General features: G+C 64.5%; 22 protein-coding genes. 7 read left to right on the top strand and 15 right to left on the bottom strand.

Features of this window, described 5'->3' with window-relative positions; genetic code table 11:
* The first annotated feature begins 101 nt into the window (after window positions 1–101).
* The 4 genes from FB597_RS15440 to FB597_RS15425 all read left to right on the top strand — a co-directional run bounded on the left by FB597_RS15440 (window position 102) and on the right by FB597_RS15425 (window position 3,374).
* Window positions 102–851 carry a response regulator gene (locus FB597_RS15440; RefSeq protein WP_141917702.1) on the top strand — a complete coding sequence of 250 codons (750 nt, stop codon included), beginning with the start codon at window positions 102–104 and terminating at the stop codon, window positions 849–851.
* Window positions 852–1,475: 624 nt separating this feature from the next.
* A complete protein-coding gene (locus FB597_RS15435; protein WP_050468757.1) occupies window positions 1,476–1,733 on the top strand; it encodes a DUF3567 domain-containing protein in 258 nt (85 codons plus the stop codon).
* A gap of 136 nt (window positions 1,734–1,869) precedes the next feature.
* Entirely contained in the window at window positions 1,870–2,529 is a 660-nt protein-coding gene (locus tag FB597_RS15430; protein WP_144770010.1) for a tRNA (guanosine(46)-N(7))-methyltransferase TrmB, read from the top strand.
* A complete protein-coding gene (locus tag FB597_RS15425) occupies window positions 2,526–3,374 on the top strand; it encodes a DMT family transporter (RefSeq protein WP_144770009.1) in 849 nt (282 codons plus the stop codon). The genes FB597_RS15430 and FB597_RS15425 overlap by 4 nt, the downstream gene beginning before the upstream one ends.
* A 47-nt stretch (window positions 3,375–3,421) precedes the next feature.
* Here the strand turns inward: FB597_RS15425 and FB597_RS15420 are convergent, their stop codons facing one another.
* On the bottom strand, window positions 3,422–4,375 hold the full coding sequence (locus FB597_RS15420) for a LysR substrate-binding domain-containing protein (protein ID WP_144770008.1): 954 nt from the start codon (window positions 4,373–4,375) through the stop codon (window positions 3,422–3,424).
* A 157-nt stretch (window positions 4,376–4,532) separates the two neighbouring features.
* Here FB597_RS15420 and FB597_RS15415 point away from each other — a divergent pair, with 157 nt between their 5' ends.
* The 3 genes from FB597_RS15415 to FB597_RS15405 are packed head-to-tail and all read left to right on the top strand — an operon-like array spanning window position 4,533 to window position 6,323.
* Window positions 4,533–5,159, top strand: a complete 627-nt coding sequence (locus FB597_RS15415) for an FMN-dependent NADH-azoreductase (RefSeq protein WP_144770007.1) — start codon at window positions 4,533–4,535, stop codon at window positions 5,157–5,159.
* Window positions 5,160–5,198: 39 nt separating this feature from the next.
* Window positions 5,199–5,507 carry a YciI family protein gene (locus FB597_RS15410; protein WP_141917691.1) on the top strand — a complete coding sequence of 103 codons (309 nt, stop codon included), beginning with the start codon at window positions 5,199–5,201 and terminating at the stop codon, window positions 5,505–5,507.
* Between the two features lie 24 nt (window positions 5,508–5,531).
* Window positions 5,532–6,323, top strand: a complete 792-nt coding sequence (locus FB597_RS15405; RefSeq protein WP_222428655.1) for an alpha/beta fold hydrolase — start codon at window positions 5,532–5,534, stop codon at window positions 6,321–6,323.
* 168 nt (window positions 6,324–6,491) lie between these two features.
* Here FB597_RS15405 and FB597_RS15400 read toward each other — a convergent pair whose 3' ends face one another.
* The 14 genes from FB597_RS15400 to FB597_RS15335 form a co-directional block, all read right to left on the bottom strand.
* Window positions 6,492–7,526 (bottom strand): aromatic ring-hydroxylating dioxygenase subunit alpha, encoded by a 1,035-nt coding sequence (locus FB597_RS15400; protein WP_141917689.1) that lies wholly within the window; start codon window positions 7,524–7,526, stop codon window positions 6,492–6,494.
* 18 nt (window positions 7,527–7,544) lie between these two features.
* Complete coding sequence (locus FB597_RS15395; protein ID WP_144770006.1) at window positions 7,545–8,297, bottom strand: GntR family transcriptional regulator; 753 nt, start codon at window positions 8,295–8,297, stop codon at window positions 7,545–7,547.
* On the bottom strand, window positions 8,294–8,929 hold the full coding sequence (locus FB597_RS15390) for a GntR family transcriptional regulator (RefSeq protein ID WP_144770005.1): 636 nt from the start codon (window positions 8,927–8,929) through the stop codon (window positions 8,294–8,296). The genes FB597_RS15395 and FB597_RS15390 overlap by 4 nt, the downstream gene beginning before the upstream one ends.
* 11 nt (window positions 8,930–8,940) lie before the next feature.
* The gene (locus FB597_RS15385; protein ID WP_222428654.1) at window positions 8,941–9,384 is read right to left on the bottom strand and encodes a nuclear transport factor 2 family protein; all 444 of its coding nucleotides are present in this window, start codon (window positions 9,382–9,384) and stop codon (window positions 8,941–8,943) included.
* Window positions 9,381–10,112: an ABC transporter ATP-binding protein gene (locus FB597_RS15380; RefSeq protein WP_144770004.1), complete on the bottom strand. Its 732-nt coding sequence runs from the start codon at window positions 10,110–10,112 to the stop codon at window positions 9,381–9,383. Before FB597_RS15380 ends, FB597_RS15385 begins: the two co-directional genes overlap by 4 nt.
* Window positions 10,105–10,860: an ABC transporter ATP-binding protein gene (locus FB597_RS15375; RefSeq protein ID WP_144770003.1), complete on the bottom strand. Its 756-nt coding sequence runs from the start codon at window positions 10,858–10,860 to the stop codon at window positions 10,105–10,107. Before FB597_RS15375 ends, FB597_RS15380 begins: the two co-directional genes overlap by 8 nt.
* The gene (locus FB597_RS15370) at window positions 10,857–11,873 is read right to left on the bottom strand and encodes a branched-chain amino acid ABC transporter permease (RefSeq protein WP_144770002.1); all 1,017 of its coding nucleotides are present in this window, start codon (window positions 11,871–11,873) and stop codon (window positions 10,857–10,859) included. The genes FB597_RS15375 and FB597_RS15370 overlap by 4 nt, the downstream gene beginning before the upstream one ends.
* Window positions 11,870–12,748 (bottom strand): branched-chain amino acid ABC transporter permease, encoded by an 879-nt coding sequence (locus tag FB597_RS15365; protein WP_141917676.1) that lies wholly within the window; start codon window positions 12,746–12,748, stop codon window positions 11,870–11,872. Before FB597_RS15365 ends, FB597_RS15370 begins: the two co-directional genes overlap by 4 nt.
* Window positions 12,749–12,818: 70 nt before the next feature.
* A complete protein-coding gene (locus FB597_RS15360) occupies window positions 12,819–14,045 on the bottom strand; it encodes a gallate dioxygenase (RefSeq protein ID WP_141917674.1) in 1,227 nt (408 codons plus the stop codon).
* Window positions 14,046–14,071: 26 nt separating this feature from the next.
* Window positions 14,072–15,160: an aromatic ring-hydroxylating dioxygenase subunit alpha gene (locus FB597_RS15355; RefSeq protein WP_144770001.1), complete on the bottom strand. Its 1,089-nt coding sequence runs from the start codon at window positions 15,158–15,160 to the stop codon at window positions 14,072–14,074.
* A gap of 51 nt (window positions 15,161–15,211) precedes the next feature.
* On the bottom strand, window positions 15,212–16,393 hold the full coding sequence (locus FB597_RS15350) for an ABC transporter substrate-binding protein (protein WP_255464096.1): 1,182 nt from the start codon (window positions 16,391–16,393) through the stop codon (window positions 15,212–15,214).
* Window positions 16,394–16,760: 367 nt separating this feature from the next.
* A complete protein-coding gene (locus FB597_RS15345) occupies window positions 16,761–17,720 on the bottom strand; it encodes a PDR/VanB family oxidoreductase (RefSeq protein WP_144770000.1) in 960 nt (319 codons plus the stop codon).
* A gap of 81 nt (window positions 17,721–17,801) precedes the next feature.
* Window positions 17,802–19,001, bottom strand: a complete 1,200-nt coding sequence (gene fdhA, locus FB597_RS15340) for a formaldehyde dehydrogenase, glutathione-independent (RefSeq protein ID WP_141917668.1) — start codon at window positions 18,999–19,001, stop codon at window positions 17,802–17,804.
* A 63-nt stretch (window positions 19,002–19,064) separates the two neighbouring features.
* A complete protein-coding gene (locus tag FB597_RS15335; RefSeq protein WP_144769999.1) occupies window positions 19,065–20,171 on the bottom strand; it encodes a porin in 1,107 nt (368 codons plus the stop codon).
* Window positions 20,172–20,481: the final 310 nt, after the last annotated feature.

Raw genomic sequence — 20,481 nt, 5'->3', positions numbered from 1 at the left:
ATTCGCGTGCCGCACCCCGGGGAATCGGCTGCGCATGCAGCCAGCCCACCGGGACAAGACCGAAAACTTGGACAATGAACTAGCAACGAGGAAAGCAGCACATGGCTAACATCCTGGTCGTCGATGACGAAATGGGTATCCGCGAATTGCTCTCAGAAATTCTGGGCGATGAGGGACATGTCGTGGCAACCGCGGAGAACGCCCAGCAAGCGCGTGAACTGCGCCAGAACAGCGTGCCCGACCTCGTGCTGCTGGATATCTGGATGCCCGACACCGACGGCGTCACCCTCCTCAAGGAGTGGCAGCGCGATGGCCTGCTGACCATGCCCGTGATCATGATGTCCGGCCACGCCACCATCGACACCGCGGTCGAAGCCACCCGCATCGGCGCGCTCAACTTCCTGGAAAAGCCGATCGCGCTGCAAAAGCTGCTCAAGGCGGTCCAGCAGGGACTCTCGCACAGCCGCGAACCGGCGCGCCCGGCCAGCTACCGTCCGAGCCCGGTCGCCGCCGTCGCCAACGGCAGCGTGGAGAACCTGCATGCAGCCGACCACGCCGCCCCGATCGCCAACTACGCTCCCGCCCTGGGCGGCGACCCGCTGCACCATGGCATGCCGGCCGCCTCGCCTTACAGCCAGGTAGCCGACAACGCCGCCAACATCTCCTTCGACCTGCCGCTGCGCGAGGCGCGCGATGCCTTCGAGCGCGCCTATTTCGAATACCACCTGGTGCGCGAAAACGGCAGCATGACGCGCGTGGCCGAACGCACCGGGCTGGAACGCACCCACCTCTACCGCAAGCTCAAGCAACTGGGCGTGGAACCCGGCAAGCTCGCCAAGAGAAACCATTGACCGCGGCCGGCGCCTCCGATGGGCATCCGGCGCCGACCAACAGGATCACAGGATCGCAGGACCGCTTGGCGGTCCTGTTTGCTTTCATGGCATGCCTATCGACGTCTCTTGCGCGTATCCATTGCCGCCGCCTTGCGGTTTTTCTTTCCGGGTTCGGGATTTTTCCGGTTTCCCTCTCCTCCCGCAGGTCGCCCGGCAAATACGGTAGTTTTACGGTATCTCCCGTCGCCGGGCCCGGGACGATGCCCGGTCGCGCCGGAAACGCCCGGCAATCACGCGGGGCGGCGCAGTGACGGCGGGTTGACGGATTTGTTTGCGCCCCGGCAACGCCAGCCCGGCGATGAACTTCCGGCAGACGGCTTCATCTACTGATGTAATGCCGTCGTCCGCCAACGGCCGTACGGCTGCAGCAGAAAGCCGGGGGACAATCGGGCATCAAGGTTTCAGGCAACAATGCCGTAACCAGACTCAGGGAGCGCATGGGGTTGCTCCCGGAGGTACCGCAGCAAGATGGCAATAAAGCATCACACCGCCCGCCAGAACCGCTCTTCGGGCTTGCTCTTGAAATTCCCAGTGAAGACGCCACTTCCTTTTCGAAGCAGTATTCCAGCATAAGGAGTCACTATGAATCTCATCTACAACAGTGAACAGTACAGCGTCGTCGAATTCGGTGCCGACACCGACCATGAAGCCCTGCGTTTCGGCGGCTACGAGATCATGGACAAGTCGGGCCAGCGGGAAATCTACATCGACGGCCCCGCCGCAGAACTGTTCCGCAAGGATGTGCAAGAGCTCATCGCCAGCGAACCGACGATGGAAGACATCGACACCTTCCTGAGCCGCTACGACGTGATGATGCGCCACCCGATGACGCTGCATTGAATCCACCTTCCACCATCCCGTGACAACGCCGCGCCCGCCAGCGCGGCGTTTTTCTTTGCGCTGCCGCTTTGCAGCCCTGCTGAAATAATGGCGCACAAGCCCTAGAATTGCGCTTTCGTCTTCTTTTGCGCAGTCCGTGAACTCCACCCCCATCAGCAGCGCCCAAACCGGCGTGCATGAGCAACTTGCCGGTCTGGTCGCGCGCCATGCCGCACACGCGTTCCGCAAGCCCATTGCCGACTACAACCGCCGCGCCTTCGAGCACAGCCTGGCGGCCTGGCGCGCCGCCGGCGAAGCGCCGCTGATCCTCGACACCGGCTGCGGCGTGGGGCTGTCGACGCTGCACCTGGCTGCGCAATACCCCGACCACTTCGTGATCGGCATCGACCAGTCGGCCGACCGGCTGGCGCGCAACACGCATTGGGAAGGCGCGGAACCCGGCAACCTGTGTTTCGTGCGGGCCGACCTGGTCGACTACTGGCGCCTGGCGGCCGATGCCGGCTGGCGGCCGGCGCGCCACTACCTGCTCTATCCCAATCCCTGGCCCAAGATCGGCCACCTCGCACGACGCTGGCACGGCCACGCCGTCTTCCCGACCATCCTCCAGCTGGGCGGCCATCTCGAATGCCGCAGCAACTGGCGCATCTATGTCGAGGAATTCGCCGCCGCGCTGAAGCAGCTGAGCGGACAGGACGCCGCCGCCGAGCCTTACACTACCGACGCTCCCATCACCCCCTTCGAGCGCAAGTACCTCGCCTCCGGCCACTCTCTCTGGCGCTGCCGCGCAACTCTATGAACCTCCCCGTCATCGGACTGGTACTGACAGCCGCCCTGTTGCATGCCTCCTGGAACGCCTTGCTCAAGAGCAGCGCCGACCGCCTGACCTCGCTGTCGCTGATGACCATCGGCGCCGGCCTGGGCGCCATCCCGCTGGTGCTGTGGCGCCCGCTGCCCGATCCGGCCAGCTGGTTCTGCATCATCCTCTCCGGCATCCTGCATACCGGCTACAACCTGTTCCTGATCCGCGCCTACAAGATCGGCGACTTCGGCCAGTCCTATCCCATCGCGCGCGGTTCCTCGCCACTGCTGGTGGCGCTGGGCGCGGCGGTGTTCGCCGGCGAGCAACTGGGCATCCATACCGCCATCGGCATCGCGCTGGTCTCCGTGGGCATCGTCAGCCTGGCCAACCTGCGCGGGCTCGGCCACCGCGAACACCTGCGGGCGCCGGCGGCCGCCTTCGCCACCGGCGCCTTCATCGCGGCCTACACCGTCACCGACGGCATCGGCGCGCGCCTGGCCGGCGACTCGATTTCCTATACCGGCTGGCTGTTCGTGCTCGACAGCATCCCGCTGGCATTGATCTATCTCTACAAGCATCGCCGTTCGCCGCTCGCCCTGGGCCAGCGCGACACCTGGACCAGCCTGCTGGGCGGCGTGATGTCGCTGCTGGCCTACGGCATCGTCATCTGGGCCGTCACGCTGGCGCCGATGGGCATGGTCTCGGCGCTGCGCGAAACCTCGGTGCTGTTCGCGCTGCTGATCGGTGCGATCTTCCTGGGAGAGAAACTGACGCTGCGGCGGGTATTGTCTTGCGCGGTGATTACCGCCGGTGCGGTGGCGCTGGGGATACGGCATTATTAGCTTGCCGCCAGGCCCCGCGATCGGCTTCTACAACGGCCGACCATGTTCTAGCGATTCGCATCGGCGCCAGCCAACAATGCCTGCAAGGCCTGATTTTCCTGTTGCATCGTCTGCGTCAGTTCCACCGCCAGGAATTCGATGAAGGCGCGTACCGCCGGCACCAGTCCCCGGCGGGAGGGGAACACCGCATGCAACTGGTGTGCCGGCGCCCGGTACTGCGGAAGCAGCATCGCCAGTTCGCCCCGGACAATCGCTGCATGGCAGACGTTGAATGGCAGTACCGCCAAGCCGGCGCCGCCCACGGCGGCAGCCATCATCAGGTGTACGTCATCGGTTTGCAACGCGCACACATAGTCGACCTCGACCGTTTCGCCTTCCGGCCCTTGCAAGCGCCAGCAGGAAGGCTCGCCGGGCATGCCTCCAGGGCCGAGGCCGGGCAGCCCTTGCAGGGATGCGGTGGTGTCAAAGGGGCCATGGCTGCGTATGAAGGCCGGGCTGGCCGTCAGGATCTGCTGGCTGGCGCCAAAGGTGCGCACCACCAGATTGGAATCCTCCAGTGTGCTCCTGACCCGCATGGCGACATCGTAGCCTTCGCCGATCACATCAACCCGCCGGTTGCTCAATTCCAGTTCCAGCCTGACATCCGGATGCGCTTTCAGGAAGCGCGCCAGTAGCGGCGCCAGAAAGACGTGCGCGACCCCCATGGGCGAACTCACCCGCAGGCGGCCGGCGGGCTTGGCGCCGGCGTGTTCTGTCACTTCCACCGCCGCGCGCGCGGCATTGGTCATGGCCTCGCAATGGGTGAAGAAGGCCGAGCCGACATCGGTGACCCGCACCACCCGGGTGGAACGCTGGAGGAGCCGCACCCCCAGTCGCTGCTCCAATTCCGCTACCCGGCGGCTGATGCGCGACTTGGGCGTATTGAGCGCCCGCGCTGCTGCGGAGAAACTGCCGTGCACCACCACGGCGGCAAATAAAGCCAGGTCATTGAGATCTTCCATGGGGGGCCGCGGCTTGATATGAAGACTTCATTATAGAAGCCTGATTGTCCTATTGATGGAACAATCTGGTGCAGTGGCGGCGACTAGTGAAGCACCGACCTACTGGGTATCGTGACTCCGTATTCTTCATTTCCCGATTTCCTGAAAGGTCTCTGCCATGCAAATCCTCCATCTCGACTCCAGCATCCTCGGCCCAGCCTCTGCCTCTCGCGTACTCAGTGCCGCAGTGGTCGAGGAACTGCTTACCCTGCATCCCGCTGCGCAGGTGAACGTGAGGGATCTGGCTCAAACGCCTATCGCCCACCTGGATGGCGCCATTGCCGCCGGCTTCCGCCAACCCGGCACGGTTGCCGAGGATGCCGCCGTGCGTAGCGAACATGCGCTGTCGGAAACCCTGGTCAGCGAATTGCTGGCCAGCGACGTGATCGTACTTGGCGTGCCGATGTACAACTTTTCCGTGCCCAGCCAGTTGAAAGCATGGCTGGACCGCATCGCTCAACCCGGACGCACCTTCCGCTATACCGAAACCGGCCCCATCGGCCTCTCCGGAGACAAGGCGGTGATCGTGACGTCTACCCGCGGCGGCATGTATTCCAGCGGGCCGGCGGAGATAATGGATCATCAGGAGTCTTACCTGAAAGCCTTCTTCGGCTTCCTTGGTATCCAGCGCGTGCGCTTTGTGCGCGCAGAACTGCTGACCAAAGGCGCGGAGCTGCGCAGCAAGTCGATGCGCGAGGCGCTCGACCATATCCCGGCCACTGTTGCCGGCCTCTTTTCCAACTGACCCAACAATCAATCGATCGACCGATCTGGAGAACGCATCATGATCTATGCAGTCTTGCTGAACTACACACGCCCCATGGAGGAAGTGAACCACCATCTGGAGCCCCACAAGGCCTGGCTCGTCAATAACCTCCGCCAGGGCGGCATGATCTTCGCCGGCCCCCTGGACTCGAAGACCGGCGGAATGATCTTGGCCTCCTGCCCCAACCGCGAAGCACTGGAAGCGATGATGGCGCAAGACCCCTTCATCGCACAAAACGTGGCCAGCTATCAGGCCCATGCCTGCTCGCCGGCACTGGCATCGGCGGAATTTCCCGCGCATTGGGCGCCCGGCGCCAGGTTCATCTGACATCAAGGCCATTGGGAGCACGACATGCACAAAGTCAAACGCATGATCTCGGCAGCGAGTCGGAAAATACTGCTGGCGCTTTTGGTGGCCGCGTCACTCAATCCGGTCTTGGCAAAGGCGCAATCCGAGATGCAAAAACCCCTTGATATCGTTCTTGTCCACGGCGCCTTTGCCGATGGTTCCAGTTGGTCCAAAGTGATCGCCCTGCTGCAGAAGAAAGGGTATCGCGTCACGGCGGTGCAGAACCCATTGACGTCGCTGGAGGCCGATGTAACGGCTACGACCAGGGTGATCGAGCGTCAGCCGCATGATGTGCTGCTGGTCGGTCACTCTTGGGGCGGTGCGGTGATTACCGAAGCCGGAAACCATCCCAAAGTACATGGCCTGGTGTACCTGTCTGCACTGACGCCCGATTCGGGCGAAAGCGTTGGCCAGCTACTGGAACGCTTGCACGCTCCCATGGAAGGCATGGCGCCCGATACGAACGGCCTGGTCTGGCTTGATGATCCCGCAGCATTTGCCAAGGTGATGGCCGGCGATGTCGCCTCCCAAGAAGCACGACGGCTGGCGGCGGTGCAACAGCCGATCGCAGCCGCGGCGTTCAGCGAGAAGATCGGACAGGCGGCATGGCGCGGCAAACCCAGCTGGTATTTGCTGACCGAAGGCGATCATGCCCTGCCCATTGCGGTGCAGCGCAAGTTAGCGGCAATGACCGGTGCGCACACGGTAGAGATCCGCTCCAGCCATATGTCATTGGTTTCGCATCCGGATGCAGTGGCCGCGTTGATCGACCGGGCGGCGCGGACGGCGCGCTGATGCCGCGCACATGGATGAAAGCGGGCATTCCGCACAGAAAAATGCCCGCCCTTTAAACCGCACCCCAAACGTTGGATGCCGATCCAGGCTTTGGGGTATTTTGCTTTTCCGGGCCGCAGCAGGTAGACCTGGCCGCCAGGTCCTTCATGAGCAGCGTTCGGCCGAATATCAGGCTTCGCTCTTCTCCCGGGCCAGGATCCTGTCGATGATCCGGCGCGACTGAACGCCTCCCGCGTCGATATTGAGCATCAGGAGCTTGCGCTGCGGATATTCCAGGATATTCGCTTGCTGGCGCTCCAGCATTTCCCGGTCTTCCGCAAAGACGGCCCCCTGCCCCTTGCGGATTTGTTCGGTCACCTCGGGATCGTCCGCCTTGAAGTTGCGGGCCATGCCCCAGAAATACCAATGCGAAGTATCGGTCTCCGGCGTGATGAAATCGACGACCACGCTGGACGCCTTGAATTTCGGGTCGGCGTGATAGCCGCCGTTGCCGGCCAGCGCCACCCCGACCTCGATCATCACATGGCTCGGCGGGGTAAAGCGGCAGATCTGCCAGCGATCGACCGGCTGGCTCGGGTCCAGGTCGTTGGCGCGCATGGCGCCTTGCCAGAATGGCGGCGCGATAATGTTTTCCATATGGCGCTCGGTGATCACGCAGTCTCCTTCGACCCGGGTATTGACCGGCGACTCGTCGATTTCCTTCTGGCCGATGCTGGTCGCATGCACATAGGTCTCATGCGTCAAGTCCATCAGGTTGTCGATCATCAGGCGATACTCGCAATTGATGTGGTACAGCCCGCCGCCATACGCCCACTGGGGGTTGACCGCCCACTCCAGATGCTCGATCTTGGCGGGATCCGCCAACGCCTGCTCGCCCGGCCAGACCCAGACAAATCCATAACGCTCCTCCACCGCAAAACTACGGATGCAGGGGAAACCGCGGACACGCTGCTCCGGCATGGACACCGTCTTGCCGTCACAGCCCATTTCAAGCCCGTGGTAGCCGCACACCAGGTTGCCATCGCGCACAAAGCCCAACGACAACGGCGCCCCGCGATGCGGGCAAAAATCCTCCAGTGCGCGAACCTTGCCGTCCCGGTCGCGGTAAAACACCATCTTTTCGTTGCAGATGCGCCGTCCCAGCGGCTTGTCCTGTACCTCTGACGGGTAGCAGGCGACATACCAGGCATTCCTTGGAAACATGATGCAGTCCTTTCAAGATCAGGTGGGCGTGGCGCAACCGTCGTGCGCCACAGGAGATTCATCCGGGCCATGCGCGGCCGGCGCAGTCGGGCGCGCGGCCATGACCAGTTTCATGTTGTCGATGGACAAACCGGCGTGCTCGCGCATCAGCGCCTCGGCGCGCGCGGCCTGGCGCCGCAACAGCGCCTGGACGATGTCGCGGTGCTGGGCCTGGGCGGCGCGGATCAGCGCGAACTGATGCGCACGCGCTTGCGGCGTATCGAGCTTCAATGCCACCGCGCCGGCCGCCGCGAACGGCAGGCATTCGTTGAGCGCCACCGCATGGCTGAGCGCCTGGTTGCCCGCCGCCCGCACGATGGCGTCGTGGAAGCGCACGTTCATCGCCGCAAATACCTGCGCATCGGCATTGACCAACATGCCCTTGCGCAGCAGGCGCTCGCCGGTCTCCAGGCACTCTTCCAGGCAAGCCTGCTCGGCGTCCGACAGGCCGCGCATGGCCAGCTTGCGCGCCGCATAACCCTCCAGCGCGCCGCGCACTTCGATCGCGCCGGCCATGTCGCCCAGCGTGAATGCCCGCACCTCGCAACCGCGGGTCGCGCCGCCGGCCAGCAACCCCTCGCCTTCGAGAATGCGCAAGGCGCGCCGCACCGGCGTGCGCGAGACCTGCAAGCGCTGCGCCAGCGCCACTTCGCGCAGGCGCTGGCCGGGCGCGAGTTCGCCGTCGAGAATCATCTCGCGCAGGCGCACCACGATCTGGTCCTGCTGGCTCATGGGCCCGGCCTCCAGTCGAGACATTCGCGGGCGGCATGCAGGTGCTCGCGCATCAGGGCTTCGGCGCGCACGCTGTCGCCGTCCTCCAGCGCCCGCGCCAGTGCGTGGTGCTGGCGATGCGCGTAACGCAGCTCCTCGCGGCGCACGGCCGGCGGCAAGGCCTGCAGCGCCAGCGCCTCGGCGGCGACGGCGTGGACATTGGGCGCCAGCAACTGGTCCAGCGCGGGATTGCGCGCCGCCTTGACCAGCAACGCATGCAGGCGCACATCCATCTCGAGGAAAGCCGCCTCGCCCGCCGCGCCATCGGCCAGCAGGCGGTCCCCTTCGGCCAGGCATTGCGCCAGGCCCTGTTCAGCGACCGTGCGCACCGCGACGCCTTCGAGGATGCCGCGTACATCGAGCGCATCGCGCATGTCGTCGATGCTGAAACCGCTGACCCGGTAACCGCGCGAACCGCAGCGGCTCAACCATCCCTGGCGCGCCGCCACCGTCAGCGCGTGGCGCACCGGCGTGCGCGACAGGCCCAGCCGTTCGGCCAGCGCGGTTTCCGTGACCCGGCTGCCGGCGCCGAGGACGCCGCCGAGAATCAGTTCACGCAACGCATCGGCTGCCTGGTCTTGCTGGGTCGCCATGGAAACGCGCGTCAGATCCAGAACGATCCGCGCCGCTGCGCGAATTTCCAGCCGTCGGCGGTCAGCGCGAACCGGTCGTCGAACACGCCCGGCACCGGCGGCCGCGCTGCGCCGGCCATCACTTCGCCGTGTTCCCGCGGCGCCGACAGCATCAGGATGCGCGAACGGGCGCATGCCGCGCCGGCATGCTCGACCTCGACCAGCATGTCGCTGCAGCAATGGAAGGTGGCGGTATCGGCCGGCCGCCGCGAAAACGCCGCCAGGATCTGCGCGCGCCCGACGATCGCCTGTTCGGGCGCCGACGGCCGATACAGCACCGCGTCTTCAGTGAACAGTTGCGCCAGTTCCTCGAACCGGCGCTCGTCATTGAGGTAGGCATATTGGACGATGAGCCGCATGCAAGCGCGCTCGATGGCCGCGCGGTCGTTGTCATCCATCACGCTTTTGCTGTTCATGCCGCCGCCATCACGGCCGGCGTTTCCGCACGCGCCAACCCCAGCAGGGATGACATCTGCGCTTCGTCACCCAGCAATTGTTCGCTGCGGCCCTGGTGCACGATGCGTCCGCGCTCCAGCACCACCACGGTATCGGTAACTTCCAGCGCCAGGTGCGCATGCTGTTCCACCAGCACCAGGGTCAGGCCGGATTGCTTGAGCATCCGGATGGCATCGAGCAGCACATCCATGATCAGCGGCGCCAGTCCTTCCAGCGGTTCGTCCAGCAGCAGCAGGCGCGGATTGCCCATCAGGGCGCGCCCCATCGCCAGCATCTGCTGTTCGCCGCCGGAGAGCTGGTTGCCGAGGTTGCCGCGCCGCTCCTGCAAGCGCGGGAACAGGCCGTAGACGCGGGCCACATCCCACTCCCCCGGCCGCTGCGCCACCTTCAGGTTCTGCTCCACCGTCAGCGACGGGAAGATCTCGCGCTCCTGCGGCACATAGGCGATGCCGCCGCGGTTGCGCTTGTAGTTGGGCAAGGCCGTCACATCGACGCCGTCCAGCCTGACGCTGCCGCGCGAGACCGTGGTCAGGCCCATCAGGCTTGCCAGCAGCGTGGTCTTGCCCACGCCGTTGCGCCCCAGCAGCGCCAGCGCCTCGCCCGGCTGGAGCGCCAGCGACAAGCCGTCGATCACGACGGCATCCTTGTATCCGGCGCACAGGCCGTCTATCGACAACATCTCAGCCATGATGGCGTTTCCCCAGGTAGACATTGCGCACGCGCTCGTCGGCGCGGATCTCGGCCACCGTCCCTTCGGTCAGCACGGCGCCCTCGACCAGCACGGTGATCTGCTGCGCGAAACGGAACACCAGGTTCATGTCGTGTTCGATGAAGACGATGGAAATATCCTGCGGCAAGCGTTCCAGCAATTCCAGGATCACCCCGCTTTCGCTGTTGGGAATGCCGGCCGCCGGTTCGTCCAGCAGCAGCACCTGCGGCTTGAGCGCCAGCGCGATGGCGATCTCCACCAGGCGGCGATGGCCGTAGGCGAGGTCGACGATGCGCTTGCCGGCCAGCGCCAGGATGCCCAGTTCGTCGAGCAGGCGCGCCACTTCTTCCACCACCCGCGGATGGCCGCTGGTCTTGCCCCACAGGCGCCAGCTCACGTCCAGGCGCTGGGCGGTGGGGATGGCGACGTTCTCGGCCACGGTCAGCTGGCTGAACAGCGCATTGATCTGGAAGGTGCGCGCCAGGCCCCCGCCGACGCGGCGCTGCGGCGTGGCGCCGGTGATGTCCTGGCCGTCGAGCAGGATCTGGCCGCCGCTGGGCGCGAATACGCCGGTCATCAGGTTGACCAGGGTCGTCTTGCCGGCGCCGTTGGGGCCGATCAGGGCATGACGGGCGCCGCGGGCAATCTTCAGGTCGACGTCGCGCGTCACCTGGATCGAACCGAAGCGCTTGCACAGGTTGCGGGTTTCCAGGGCATAGGCGCTCATTGCCGTCCTCCCCGGTTCGCGCCAAACAGCCGGGCGCGGACATCGGCGGCCAGCCACAGCAGGCCGCCCGGCGCAAAGCGCACCAGCAGGATCAGCGCCAGCCCGACGAAGAACATCCAATGGAAGGGATTGACCGCGGCGGCACGGTCCAGCAGCAGCATGTACAGCGGAATCCCGACGAACGCGCCGTACAGCCGCCCCACCCCGCCCACGATCAGCATGATCAGGATGTTGCCCGACAACTGGAAGCTCAGCAGGTCCAGGCCGACGGTCTTGGTCAGTTGCGCATTGAGGCCGCCAGCCAGGCCGGCGATGGCGGCCGACAGCGTATAGACCACGACCAGCCGGGCATGCACCGAAGCGCCGACCAGGTTCATGCGTCGCGAATTCTCGCGGATGCCGCGCATGGCCAGGCCGAACGGCGAGTTGGCCACGATGCGCACGAGCGCGAACGCCGCCAGCAACACCGCCAACGCATACAGGTAGGAAGTCTTGCCGTACAGGTCGAAACTGAACAGCCCCAGCAACGGCGACACGCTGATGCCCGACAGGCCGTCGGCGCCGCCGGTGACCTCGCTCCAGGTATTGGCCACTTCATGCAGCAGCACCGTGATGACCATCGTCAGCATCAGCAGCGCCAGGCCGTGGGTGCGCAACAATAGCCAGCCGGACAGCAGCCCCACCACGCCGGCGGCCAGCGCCGCCGCCAGCAGCCCGGTCAATGGCTCCGGCGACACGTGCAGCGCGAAGTATCCGGCCACATAGGCGCCGATGCCGAAGAAGGCCGCATGTCCCAGCGTGTTGATGCCGGCGAAGCCCAGCGCCAGGTCCAGCGAAATACCGAAGATCACCATGATCAGGATTTGCGTGCCCAGCGACAGGTAGGTGTCGAACAGGAAGAACACCAGGATCGCCACGGCCCAGGGCAGGATGTCCAGCGGCCGCAGGCGGTAATAAGGCAGCGCCGTCGCCGGCAGCGCCTTGGCGGATTGGAAATGTGCTTGTTGCGTCATGCCGGCCTCCCCAGCAGGCCTTGCGGCCGGATCAATAACACCGCCAGCGTGGCCAGGTAAAGCACGATGCCGCCGCCGGAAGTCAGGTAATAACGCCCCAGGGTATCGATGATGCCCAGCACCAGCGCAGCCACCAAAGTGCCCTTGATGCTGCCCAGGCCGCCGACCGACACCACGATCAGCACCAGCACCAGGTATTGCAGCGCATAGAACGGCTCCAGCGGAAAAATCTCCGAACCCAGCGCGCCGCCCAGCGCGGCGAAACCGCAACCGATGGCGAAGGTGACGGCGAACATCGCCTTGACGTCGATGCCGATGCAACCGGCCATGCGGGTGTTGTCGACCGCCGCGCGCAGCTTGGCGCCGGCTTCGGTACGCTCCAGCGCGAACCAGATCAGCAGGCCGCAGGCGGCGCTGACCGCGACCAGGAACAGGCGGTAGACCGGCAGGCTGAGCGGCCCCAGCTGCACCATGCCGCGCAACGCGGCCGGCACCGGGATGCTCTGGATCGACGAGCCGAACACGGCATTGGCGGCGGCGATCATGACGAAGGTCAGGCCGATGGTCATCAGCACCTGGCCCAATTCGCTCTGGCCATACACCCAGGAATACACGGTGCGTTCCAGCAACGCGCCGATGACCATGGTGGCCGCCACCGCCAGCGGCACCGCCAGCAGGAACGGCAGATCCAGCCAGGCGGTCAGCATGAAGCACAGGTAGCCGCCGATCATCGCGAAACCGCAATGGGCCAGGTTGACCACGCGCATCACGCCCATCGTGATCGACAGGCCGACCGAGATCAGGAACAGGATCATGCCCAGCGCCACGCCGTCGAACAACGTGGTCGCGAACGACGCCAGGGACTTAGCCAGCATGTCCACCTCCGCTGCGCACTGTGTTGTCAGTCTTTTTCATAGGGGTCTCCTCCGTGCGCATCGCGCCGAATCATGCCGACTCGGGCACGCGCCTGGTTTTCAGGAATTCTTCCAGCGTCTCGCCGCGCATGGCCGCATACACGGCCAGGTTGGACATCTTGACCACGCGCGCGAATTTCTCCAGCACGAAGAAGCTCACGCCATACCTGACCAGGCCCAGCCAGTCGCGCCGCCGCACCAGGTCGCGCTCCTCCGAACTCAATTGCAGTTCGTCGAAGGCCGCTTCCAGGTCGCGCGCCACCAGCTCGCGGAACGCCGGCTCCCGATGGCGCCAGAAGAAGCGGTTCAGGCGCACCGCATGGACACTGGCGCGCAAATCGAACGGATAGGTGCCGGGAATCTTCTCCATCCCGGCCACCTGCGGGTTCACATGCACCGGCGCGGCCGGCGCCTGGCGATCGGCGCCCTGCTCGTAGATCGCCACGGCCATGTTGGTAGTCGTGGCCAGGTAATGGTTCTTGTGCACGCACCTGATCTCGTCATTCAAGGCGCCGCGCATGGCCAGCCACATGATCACTTCGGCGCTCTCGGCGCCGCCCAGCTCGACCAGTTCCGCATGGCGCAGCGCGGCCAGCTTGTGCGGCTGGTCGACGATCATGTCGAGGAATTGCTCATCCCATTCCACATTGTTGAAACCGGTGCGCTCGCCGTGGATCTGGTGCGACAGGCCGCCGGTCCCGACCACCACCACCTTGAGGTCGGCAGGGAAGGATTCCACCGCGCGGCGCACCGCCTGCCCCAGCTTGTAACAGCGCGCGGCGGTCGGCAGCGGATACTGCAGCACATTGATCGCCAGCGGCAAAATCGCGCCGGGCCAGCCGGGTTCATGCGGCCACATCAGACCCAGCGGGGAATTGCAGCCATGATCCAGCGCCCGCTCCTGGAACACCGCGATATCGAATTCGTCGTTGACCAGCGACTCGGCCACATGCGCGGCCAGCGCCGGATGCCCCTTGATGCCCGGCAGCGGACGGCGGCCGGCGCCTTCGTCGGCCATGTCGAAATCGGGAGAAATGCCCAGCGCGAAGGTCGGGTAACAGTCGAAGAAGAAACTGTTGGCGTGGTCGTTATAGAAAAACAGCAGCACGTCCGGCTGTTTTTCCGCCAGCCAGCGCGCCACTGGCTTGTAGCCTTCGAACAGGGGCGCCCAGGCCGGGTCGTCCTGCCGCTTCCTGTCATAGGCCAGGCCGATGGTGGGCACGTGCGAAGTGCCGATGCCCCCGATGATTCTTGCCATGTGATCCACGAATGATGGTTGCCGCCTTATGCGGCCATGCTGGCGTCCTGCGCCGCTTCCTCGGCGGCCAGGCGCAACAGGATCTTGCGCATCGCGATGCCGGGGCGGTCGGGGGCGAAACTGGCTTCCTCGATCGGTTCGCTTTCCTTTTCCACTTCCTGCTGGATCCAGGTCAGCGCGTCCACGTCTTCCTTGTAGGCCTTGACCGAGGCATCGCGCAGGTACTGGTCGACCGCCGTATCGTCGATGTTGCAATCGCGGCTGTTGAACCACCAGTAATGGATGGTGTTCTGGTGTTCCGGCGTGTAGATGTGAGTGATGGTGAAACGGTATTCCCGCTTCTCCCCCTCGCGCGGCTCCAGGTTGACGATACGGGCATGCGCCACATGCCATGCCGGACTGGCGAAAGCGGCGTCCGAGAAACGGTCCACCGGACGCCCGGTCAGCCTGGTGGGAATGCCATAGATGTCCGGCGGCGGCGAATTGAGCAGGCTGCGGGTCTGTTCCACCGTATCGCCGACCACCCGCACTTCCAGCGTGGCGCGCGAATACTCGGGCGTGCCGATGCCGGTACTGGAATGCAGGATGGGGAAATGGGTCTGATCCAGCAGGTTCTCATGCATGGCGACATAGTTGGTGCCGACATGGAACTGGCCGCTGACGGTCTTCCAGTCCGGCGCGCTGAGCCAGGGCGTCTGCGGCACGCTGGCCGGATCCGCCTTGGCCGGGTCGCCCATCCAGACCCACACCAGCGGCCCCTGTTCGATCACCGGGTAGGAAGCGATCGTCACATGGGTCGGCGCCTTCGCCATCGACGGCATGAACACGCAATTGCCCTTGTGGTCGAAATTCATGCCGTGATAGCCGCACACGACCTTGTCGCCGTCGAGCCGTCCCTTGGACAAAGGGAAATTGCGATGCGGGCAACGGTTTTGCATGATCACCGGCTGGCCCCCTTCGGTGCGGTACATCAGCACGCTCTTGCCCAGCAGCGTACGCTCCTTGAGCTCGCGCCCGATCTCCGATCCCAGCGCGGCCACATACCAGCAATTCCTGACCAGCGGCGTGGTGTAATCCGCCATCTTCTGGCGGGCCGGTTCGACTTTCTGCAACATGATGGACTCCTTCTTTGCCTGGTGGAGGCGCCTGCGCTCAGAAACAGGTTCTTATTGCACCTTGACGCCGGGATCGCGCACCGCAGGATAGGTCTTGAAAGGCTTGTTGACGTACTTGCCGTTGACCTTCTCGATGCGGCGGATATAAACGTTCTGGATCAGTTCACGCGTCTCGGGATCGACCTTGACCGGGCCGCGCGGGCTGTCCCAGCCGTAACCCTTGATCGCGGCCATGGCCTTGTCGCCATCCGGCTTGCCGTCGGTGGCGCGGATCATCTCGGCGATCATCGTCATCGAGTCGTACGCGGAGACCGAAGCCACGTTGGGAATGCGGTCGGCGCCATACTTCTTTTGCAGGCCGGCCACGAAGGCGGCATTGGCCGGTTCGGTCCCGGCGGCCGAATAATGCAGCGCGGTCACCACGCCGGAGGCGGCGTCGCCGTAGGCGGGCAATTCGCTTTCCTCGGTCTCGGCGGTAGCCAGCAGCTTGATGCCGGAAGTGCCCAGGCCGCGTTCGACGAAGGATTTGATGAACGCCACCGACATGGGACCGACCGGCATGAACATGTAGAGATATTCCGGATTGGCTTCCTTGATCTTCTGCATGTAGGTGGAGAAGTCCGTGGTGTTCATCGGGATCTTCGCTTCGCCGCTGATCGCGCCGCCAGCCTCGGTGAACGCGCGCCGGAAGGAATTGATGGCATCGATGCCGGGCGCATAGTCGGCCGCGGCCAGGAACACCTTCTTGCCGCCCTGTTCGGCTACCCATTTGGCCAGCGGCGTGGCGACCATCCACTGGGTATAGCCGGCGCGCAACAGGTAGGGGGAGCGCGACAGGATGCCGGAGGTGCCGGAATTGTTGACGATGGTCGGCACCTTGGCCTGGGTCGCCACATCGGTGACGGCCAGCGCGGTCGGCGTGAATTCCAGCCCGGCCAGGTATTGCACCTTGTCGCGCACCACCAGCTCTTCGGCCAACTGGCGCGCGCGCGCCGGATTGTTGCCGCCGACGTCGCGGTAGATCACCTTGATGGTGTGGTTGCCGACCTTGCCGCCGTTCTGCGCCAGGAAGTAATCCGTGGCTTCCTGGATGTTCTTGCCCCAGTTGCTGTAGGGGCCGCTGAACGAGGCGATCACGCCCACGCGGATTTCATCCGCGCGAACCGGAGCGGCCATCGTCACCAGGGCGGCGCCAGCCGCCACCAGGGAATACTTCAGGAAATTGAGCGCCATGCTGTTTGTCTCCGTGTCTGTTTAGAATTAATTTGATCAATAGGCGTGAGTGCGCGCTTTCTAAGCAGAACGCATCTCGCGCCTATTGATGAAATGCGTTCCAGTAATGACCTTCGGCCGGCAAGACCGGATCGAAGTGCGGCTCGTGCCGTGTGGCGGCGATTTGATGCAGTATGCGCGCCGTCCTCCCCGGTCTGTATCCAATCTGCGCCACAAAGGCATCCAAAATACTTATCGCCCGTTTGCACATTGGCGGATCGTCGTTGCCGCAAGCCATGCGCGGCGCCCACGCCCCGCAAACGCAACGGCGCGCCAATGTATACATTGGCGCGCCGCAATATTCCCGAAAAGTTCGCGGGGAAGGAAGTCAGAGATCGAGAACCAGGAGCTTCCCTTTGGCGCGTGAACAACATGGCGTGAACTGGTCGTTCTTCGCGTGCTCTTCGTCGGTGAAGTAGACATCGCGATGATCGGGAATGCCCTCCAGCACGCGGGTGATGCAAGTCCCGCACACGCCCTGTTCGCAGGACAGCGGGATATCGATGCCGCAGGCTTCGAGCGCCTGCGCCACGGTACGGTCGGCCGGGATGGTGTAGCACTTTCCGGTACTGGCGATCTTCACCTCGAAGCTGGTATCGCCATCGGTATTGGCCGCTGCCGCGCCGAAATACTCGAGATGGACCTGGTCCGCCGGCCAGCCTTTTTCCCTGGCCGTGTTAACGACATGGTCGATGAAACCGCCGGGACCGCACACATAGATGTGGGTTCCCGCTTCGGGATGGGCCAGCAGCTCCGGCAGTTTCAGCTTTTGCTCCTCGTCGCCGGAATCGAAATGCAACTGCACCCGGTCGGCGAACGCGCTCGCGGCGATGCGCTGGCGAAACGCGGTGCGCCCGGGAGAACGGGCGCAATAATGCATGGCCGAACGCCTGGCCCCGATCTGGGCCAGGCGTTCGGCCATGCAAAGGATGGGGGTGACGCCGATACCCCCGGCCAACAGCAAGGTGCGCCGGGCCTGCACCAGCGGGAAGTGATTGCGCGGCATGCTGATTTCGATCACATCGCCCTGTTGCACCTCATCGTGCATGGCCTGCGATCCGCCCCGCGAAGCGGGATCGCGCAACACGCCGATCAGGTAGCGGTGGCTTTCGGCCGGGTTGTTGCACAGCGAGTACTGGCGCACCAGGCCCGGGCGGATCATCACATCGATGTGGGACCCCGCCGAGAATGGCGGCAGCGGCGTGCGGTCGGCACTGGCCAGTTCATAACTGAAGATATCCTCGGCTTCCTGCACCTTGGCGACGACTTTGACCGCGATGGTATTCATGGCTTGATTGGCATGCTGGACTGATGAAAAAGCCCGGGCGAACGCGCCGCCCGGGATGAAGCACTGCTGGACACTGCGGGATCAGGCCGCCTTGAGCTGGCGATGCGGATCGATCACGAATTTCTTGGGCACGCCGGCATCGAATTCGCCGTAGGCCTTGGGCGCGTCGTCCAGGCTGATCACCTGCACGTTGACCACCTCGGCCACATTGATGCGATCCCACATGATGGCCTGCATCAACGCGCGGTTGTACTTCATGACCGGCGTCTGGCCGGTGTGGAAACTGTGCGACTTGGCCCAGCCCAGGCCGAAGCGGATCGACAGGCTGCCGCGCCGGGCGGCGTTGTCGACGGCGCCCGGGTCATCGGTCACATACAGGCCGGGGATACCGATCTTGCCGGCCGCGCGGGTGATCTCCATCAGCGAGTTGAGCACGGTGGCCGGGGCTTCATGCTGGGCGCCGGCATGGCCGTGGCCGCGCGCTTCGAAGCCCACGCAATCCACCGCGCAATCGACTTCCGGCTTGCCCAGCAGTTGCGCGATCTGTTCGCCCAGGCTGGCATCCTGCGACAGGTCGACGGTCTCGAAACCGACCGCGCGCGCATGCGCCAGGCGCACCGGGTTGACGTCGCCGACGATGGTCACGGCCGCGCCCAGCAGGCGGGCCGAAGCCGCCGCCGCCAACCCGACCGGGCCGGCGCCGGCGATATAGACGGTGCTGCCGGGGCCGACGCCGGCCGTCACCGCGCCGTGATAGCCGGTGGGCAGGATGTCGGACAAACAGGTGAGGTCGCGGATCTTGGCCAGCGCGCGGTCGCGCTCGGGCAGCTTCAGCAGGTTGAAGTCGGCATACGGCACCATCACGTATTCCGACTGGCCTCCAATCCAGCCTCCCATGTCGACATAACCATAAGCGCCGCCGGCGCGCGACGGATTCACATTCAGGCACACGCCGGTATGCTGTTCCTTGCAGGTCTGGCAACGGCCGCAGGCCACGTTGAACGGCACCGAGACCAGATCCCCTTTTTGCAGGGTCTCGACATCGCGCCCGACTTCGAGCACTTCGCCGGTGATCTCATGGCCCAGCACCAGCCCCTGGGGCGCGGTGGTGCGACCGCGCACCATGTGCTGGTCGGAACCGCAGATATTGGTCGTCAACACTTTCAGGATGACGCCATGTTCGATCTTGCGCCCGCCCGGGTCTTCCATTTTGGGCGACTGGATTTCATGCACTTCCACCCTGCCGGGTCCCATGTAGACCACACCGCGATTGTCCGCCATGCCTTGCTCCTCTCTTATATATAAAAAAGCAGGCCCGTGCCGGCGCCTGCGACACTGACATCATCAGAAGGTGTGCTGGATCCCGGTCATGATGCCGTTCTGGGTACCGCCCGGCGCCACCGTGGCCCCCGCGCTCAGCGCCACCGCCGCCGTGCCGCCGTTGCTGACGCGGCCCACCAGGCCATAGATCGCCGTGCGCTTGGACAAGTAATAAGTGCCCCGCACCACCGCCATGTTGGTGTCGTTGGGGCTGTTCTTGAAATCCAGGCGCGCCACCTGCGCATCCAGGCTGAACTGCGGCGTAAACAGGTAAGTCATGCCCAGGTAGGTGAGCGTGCTGGTGGGCGTGACGGCATTGCCTTCGTTATTGCGATGCAGGAAGCCGCCAGCAATGGTGGCATCGCCGATCTTGCCGTAACCGGCGATATGCCAGCGGGTATCGGTACGCGCGCTGCTGGTCGGGCTGAAGGCCGCCGCCGCGCCGCCGCCGCCGTGATAAGTGTCGTAGGCGCCCAGCACGCCCCATTGCTTGCCGGCCGCGTCGTAGCGCAACATGGTCGACCAGTTGCGGCAAGCCTGGGCATCGGCGGCATTCTCGCCGGCGCAGTTGGTGGCCGCCGGACCGCCCGCGGACGAGGTATCGCGACCGAAGCTGTAAGTGGCGCCGACGGTCAGGCCGCTGAACACGCCCTTGTACGAAATTGAATTGTCGTGCCGCGCATTGGGCAGGTAAAGGTCGAGCGAGCCAATCGAAAATTGCGATGGGCCGATCACGTCGACATCGAAGAAGGACTGGAACAGCATGCTGTAGGTACGGCCCATGGTGACGGTGCCGAAGCTGCCGGCCAGGCCGACCCAGGCCTGGCGGCCGAACAGGCGGTTACCCTGGTTCATGCCGCCGCTGTCGGGCTGGAGGCCGTTTTCCAGCGTGAACACTGCGCGCAAGCCATCGCCCAGGTCTTCCTGTCCGCGAAAACCGATGCGCGACGGGAACATGCCGCCGCTGAGGTTGGGCATGCGCGTCAGGCTGTCGCCGGCGGCGTTGACATTGGTCAGATGTTCAACCGCCGTATCGATCAGCCCGTAGATTTGCACGCTGCTCTGCGCCTGTGCGGCGCCGGCGGCGCCCAGCAGCGCCAGCGCCGCCATGGTGGTATGGACCTTCCTCATTTCCGTGTCTCCCTTTTTTATATGAATGGGTGGCGCAACCGCGCCTATGGATGCGTAACGGCCTGTCGTCCGCCGTTTTTCTTATTCGATGCCGTTGATGCGCACGGATGCCGGATTGGTCCGGCCCGTTGATGTGATGCCGATTCTAGGCATTTGAAAATCGCGCGCTAACGGATTTGGGCCAGATATCGATCTAATTTATTTATGCCCCCGCGTCCCCATCGCCCGGACCTGCGCCCGCGGCGATGCGGGGCGCGGCCGCACGACCGATGCCGCGATAAAGAAATTAGATCGACTTTGAGGGGACAAC

It is taken from the genome of Herbaspirillum sp. SJZ099, assembly GCF_007828355.1.
In the GTDB taxonomy this organism is placed as follows: domain Bacteria; phylum Pseudomonadota; class Gammaproteobacteria; order Burkholderiales; family Burkholderiaceae_D; genus Herbaspirillum.
Note: the sequence above shows the minus strand (reverse complement) of the source record. Positions and strands in the feature narration are given on the sequence as shown.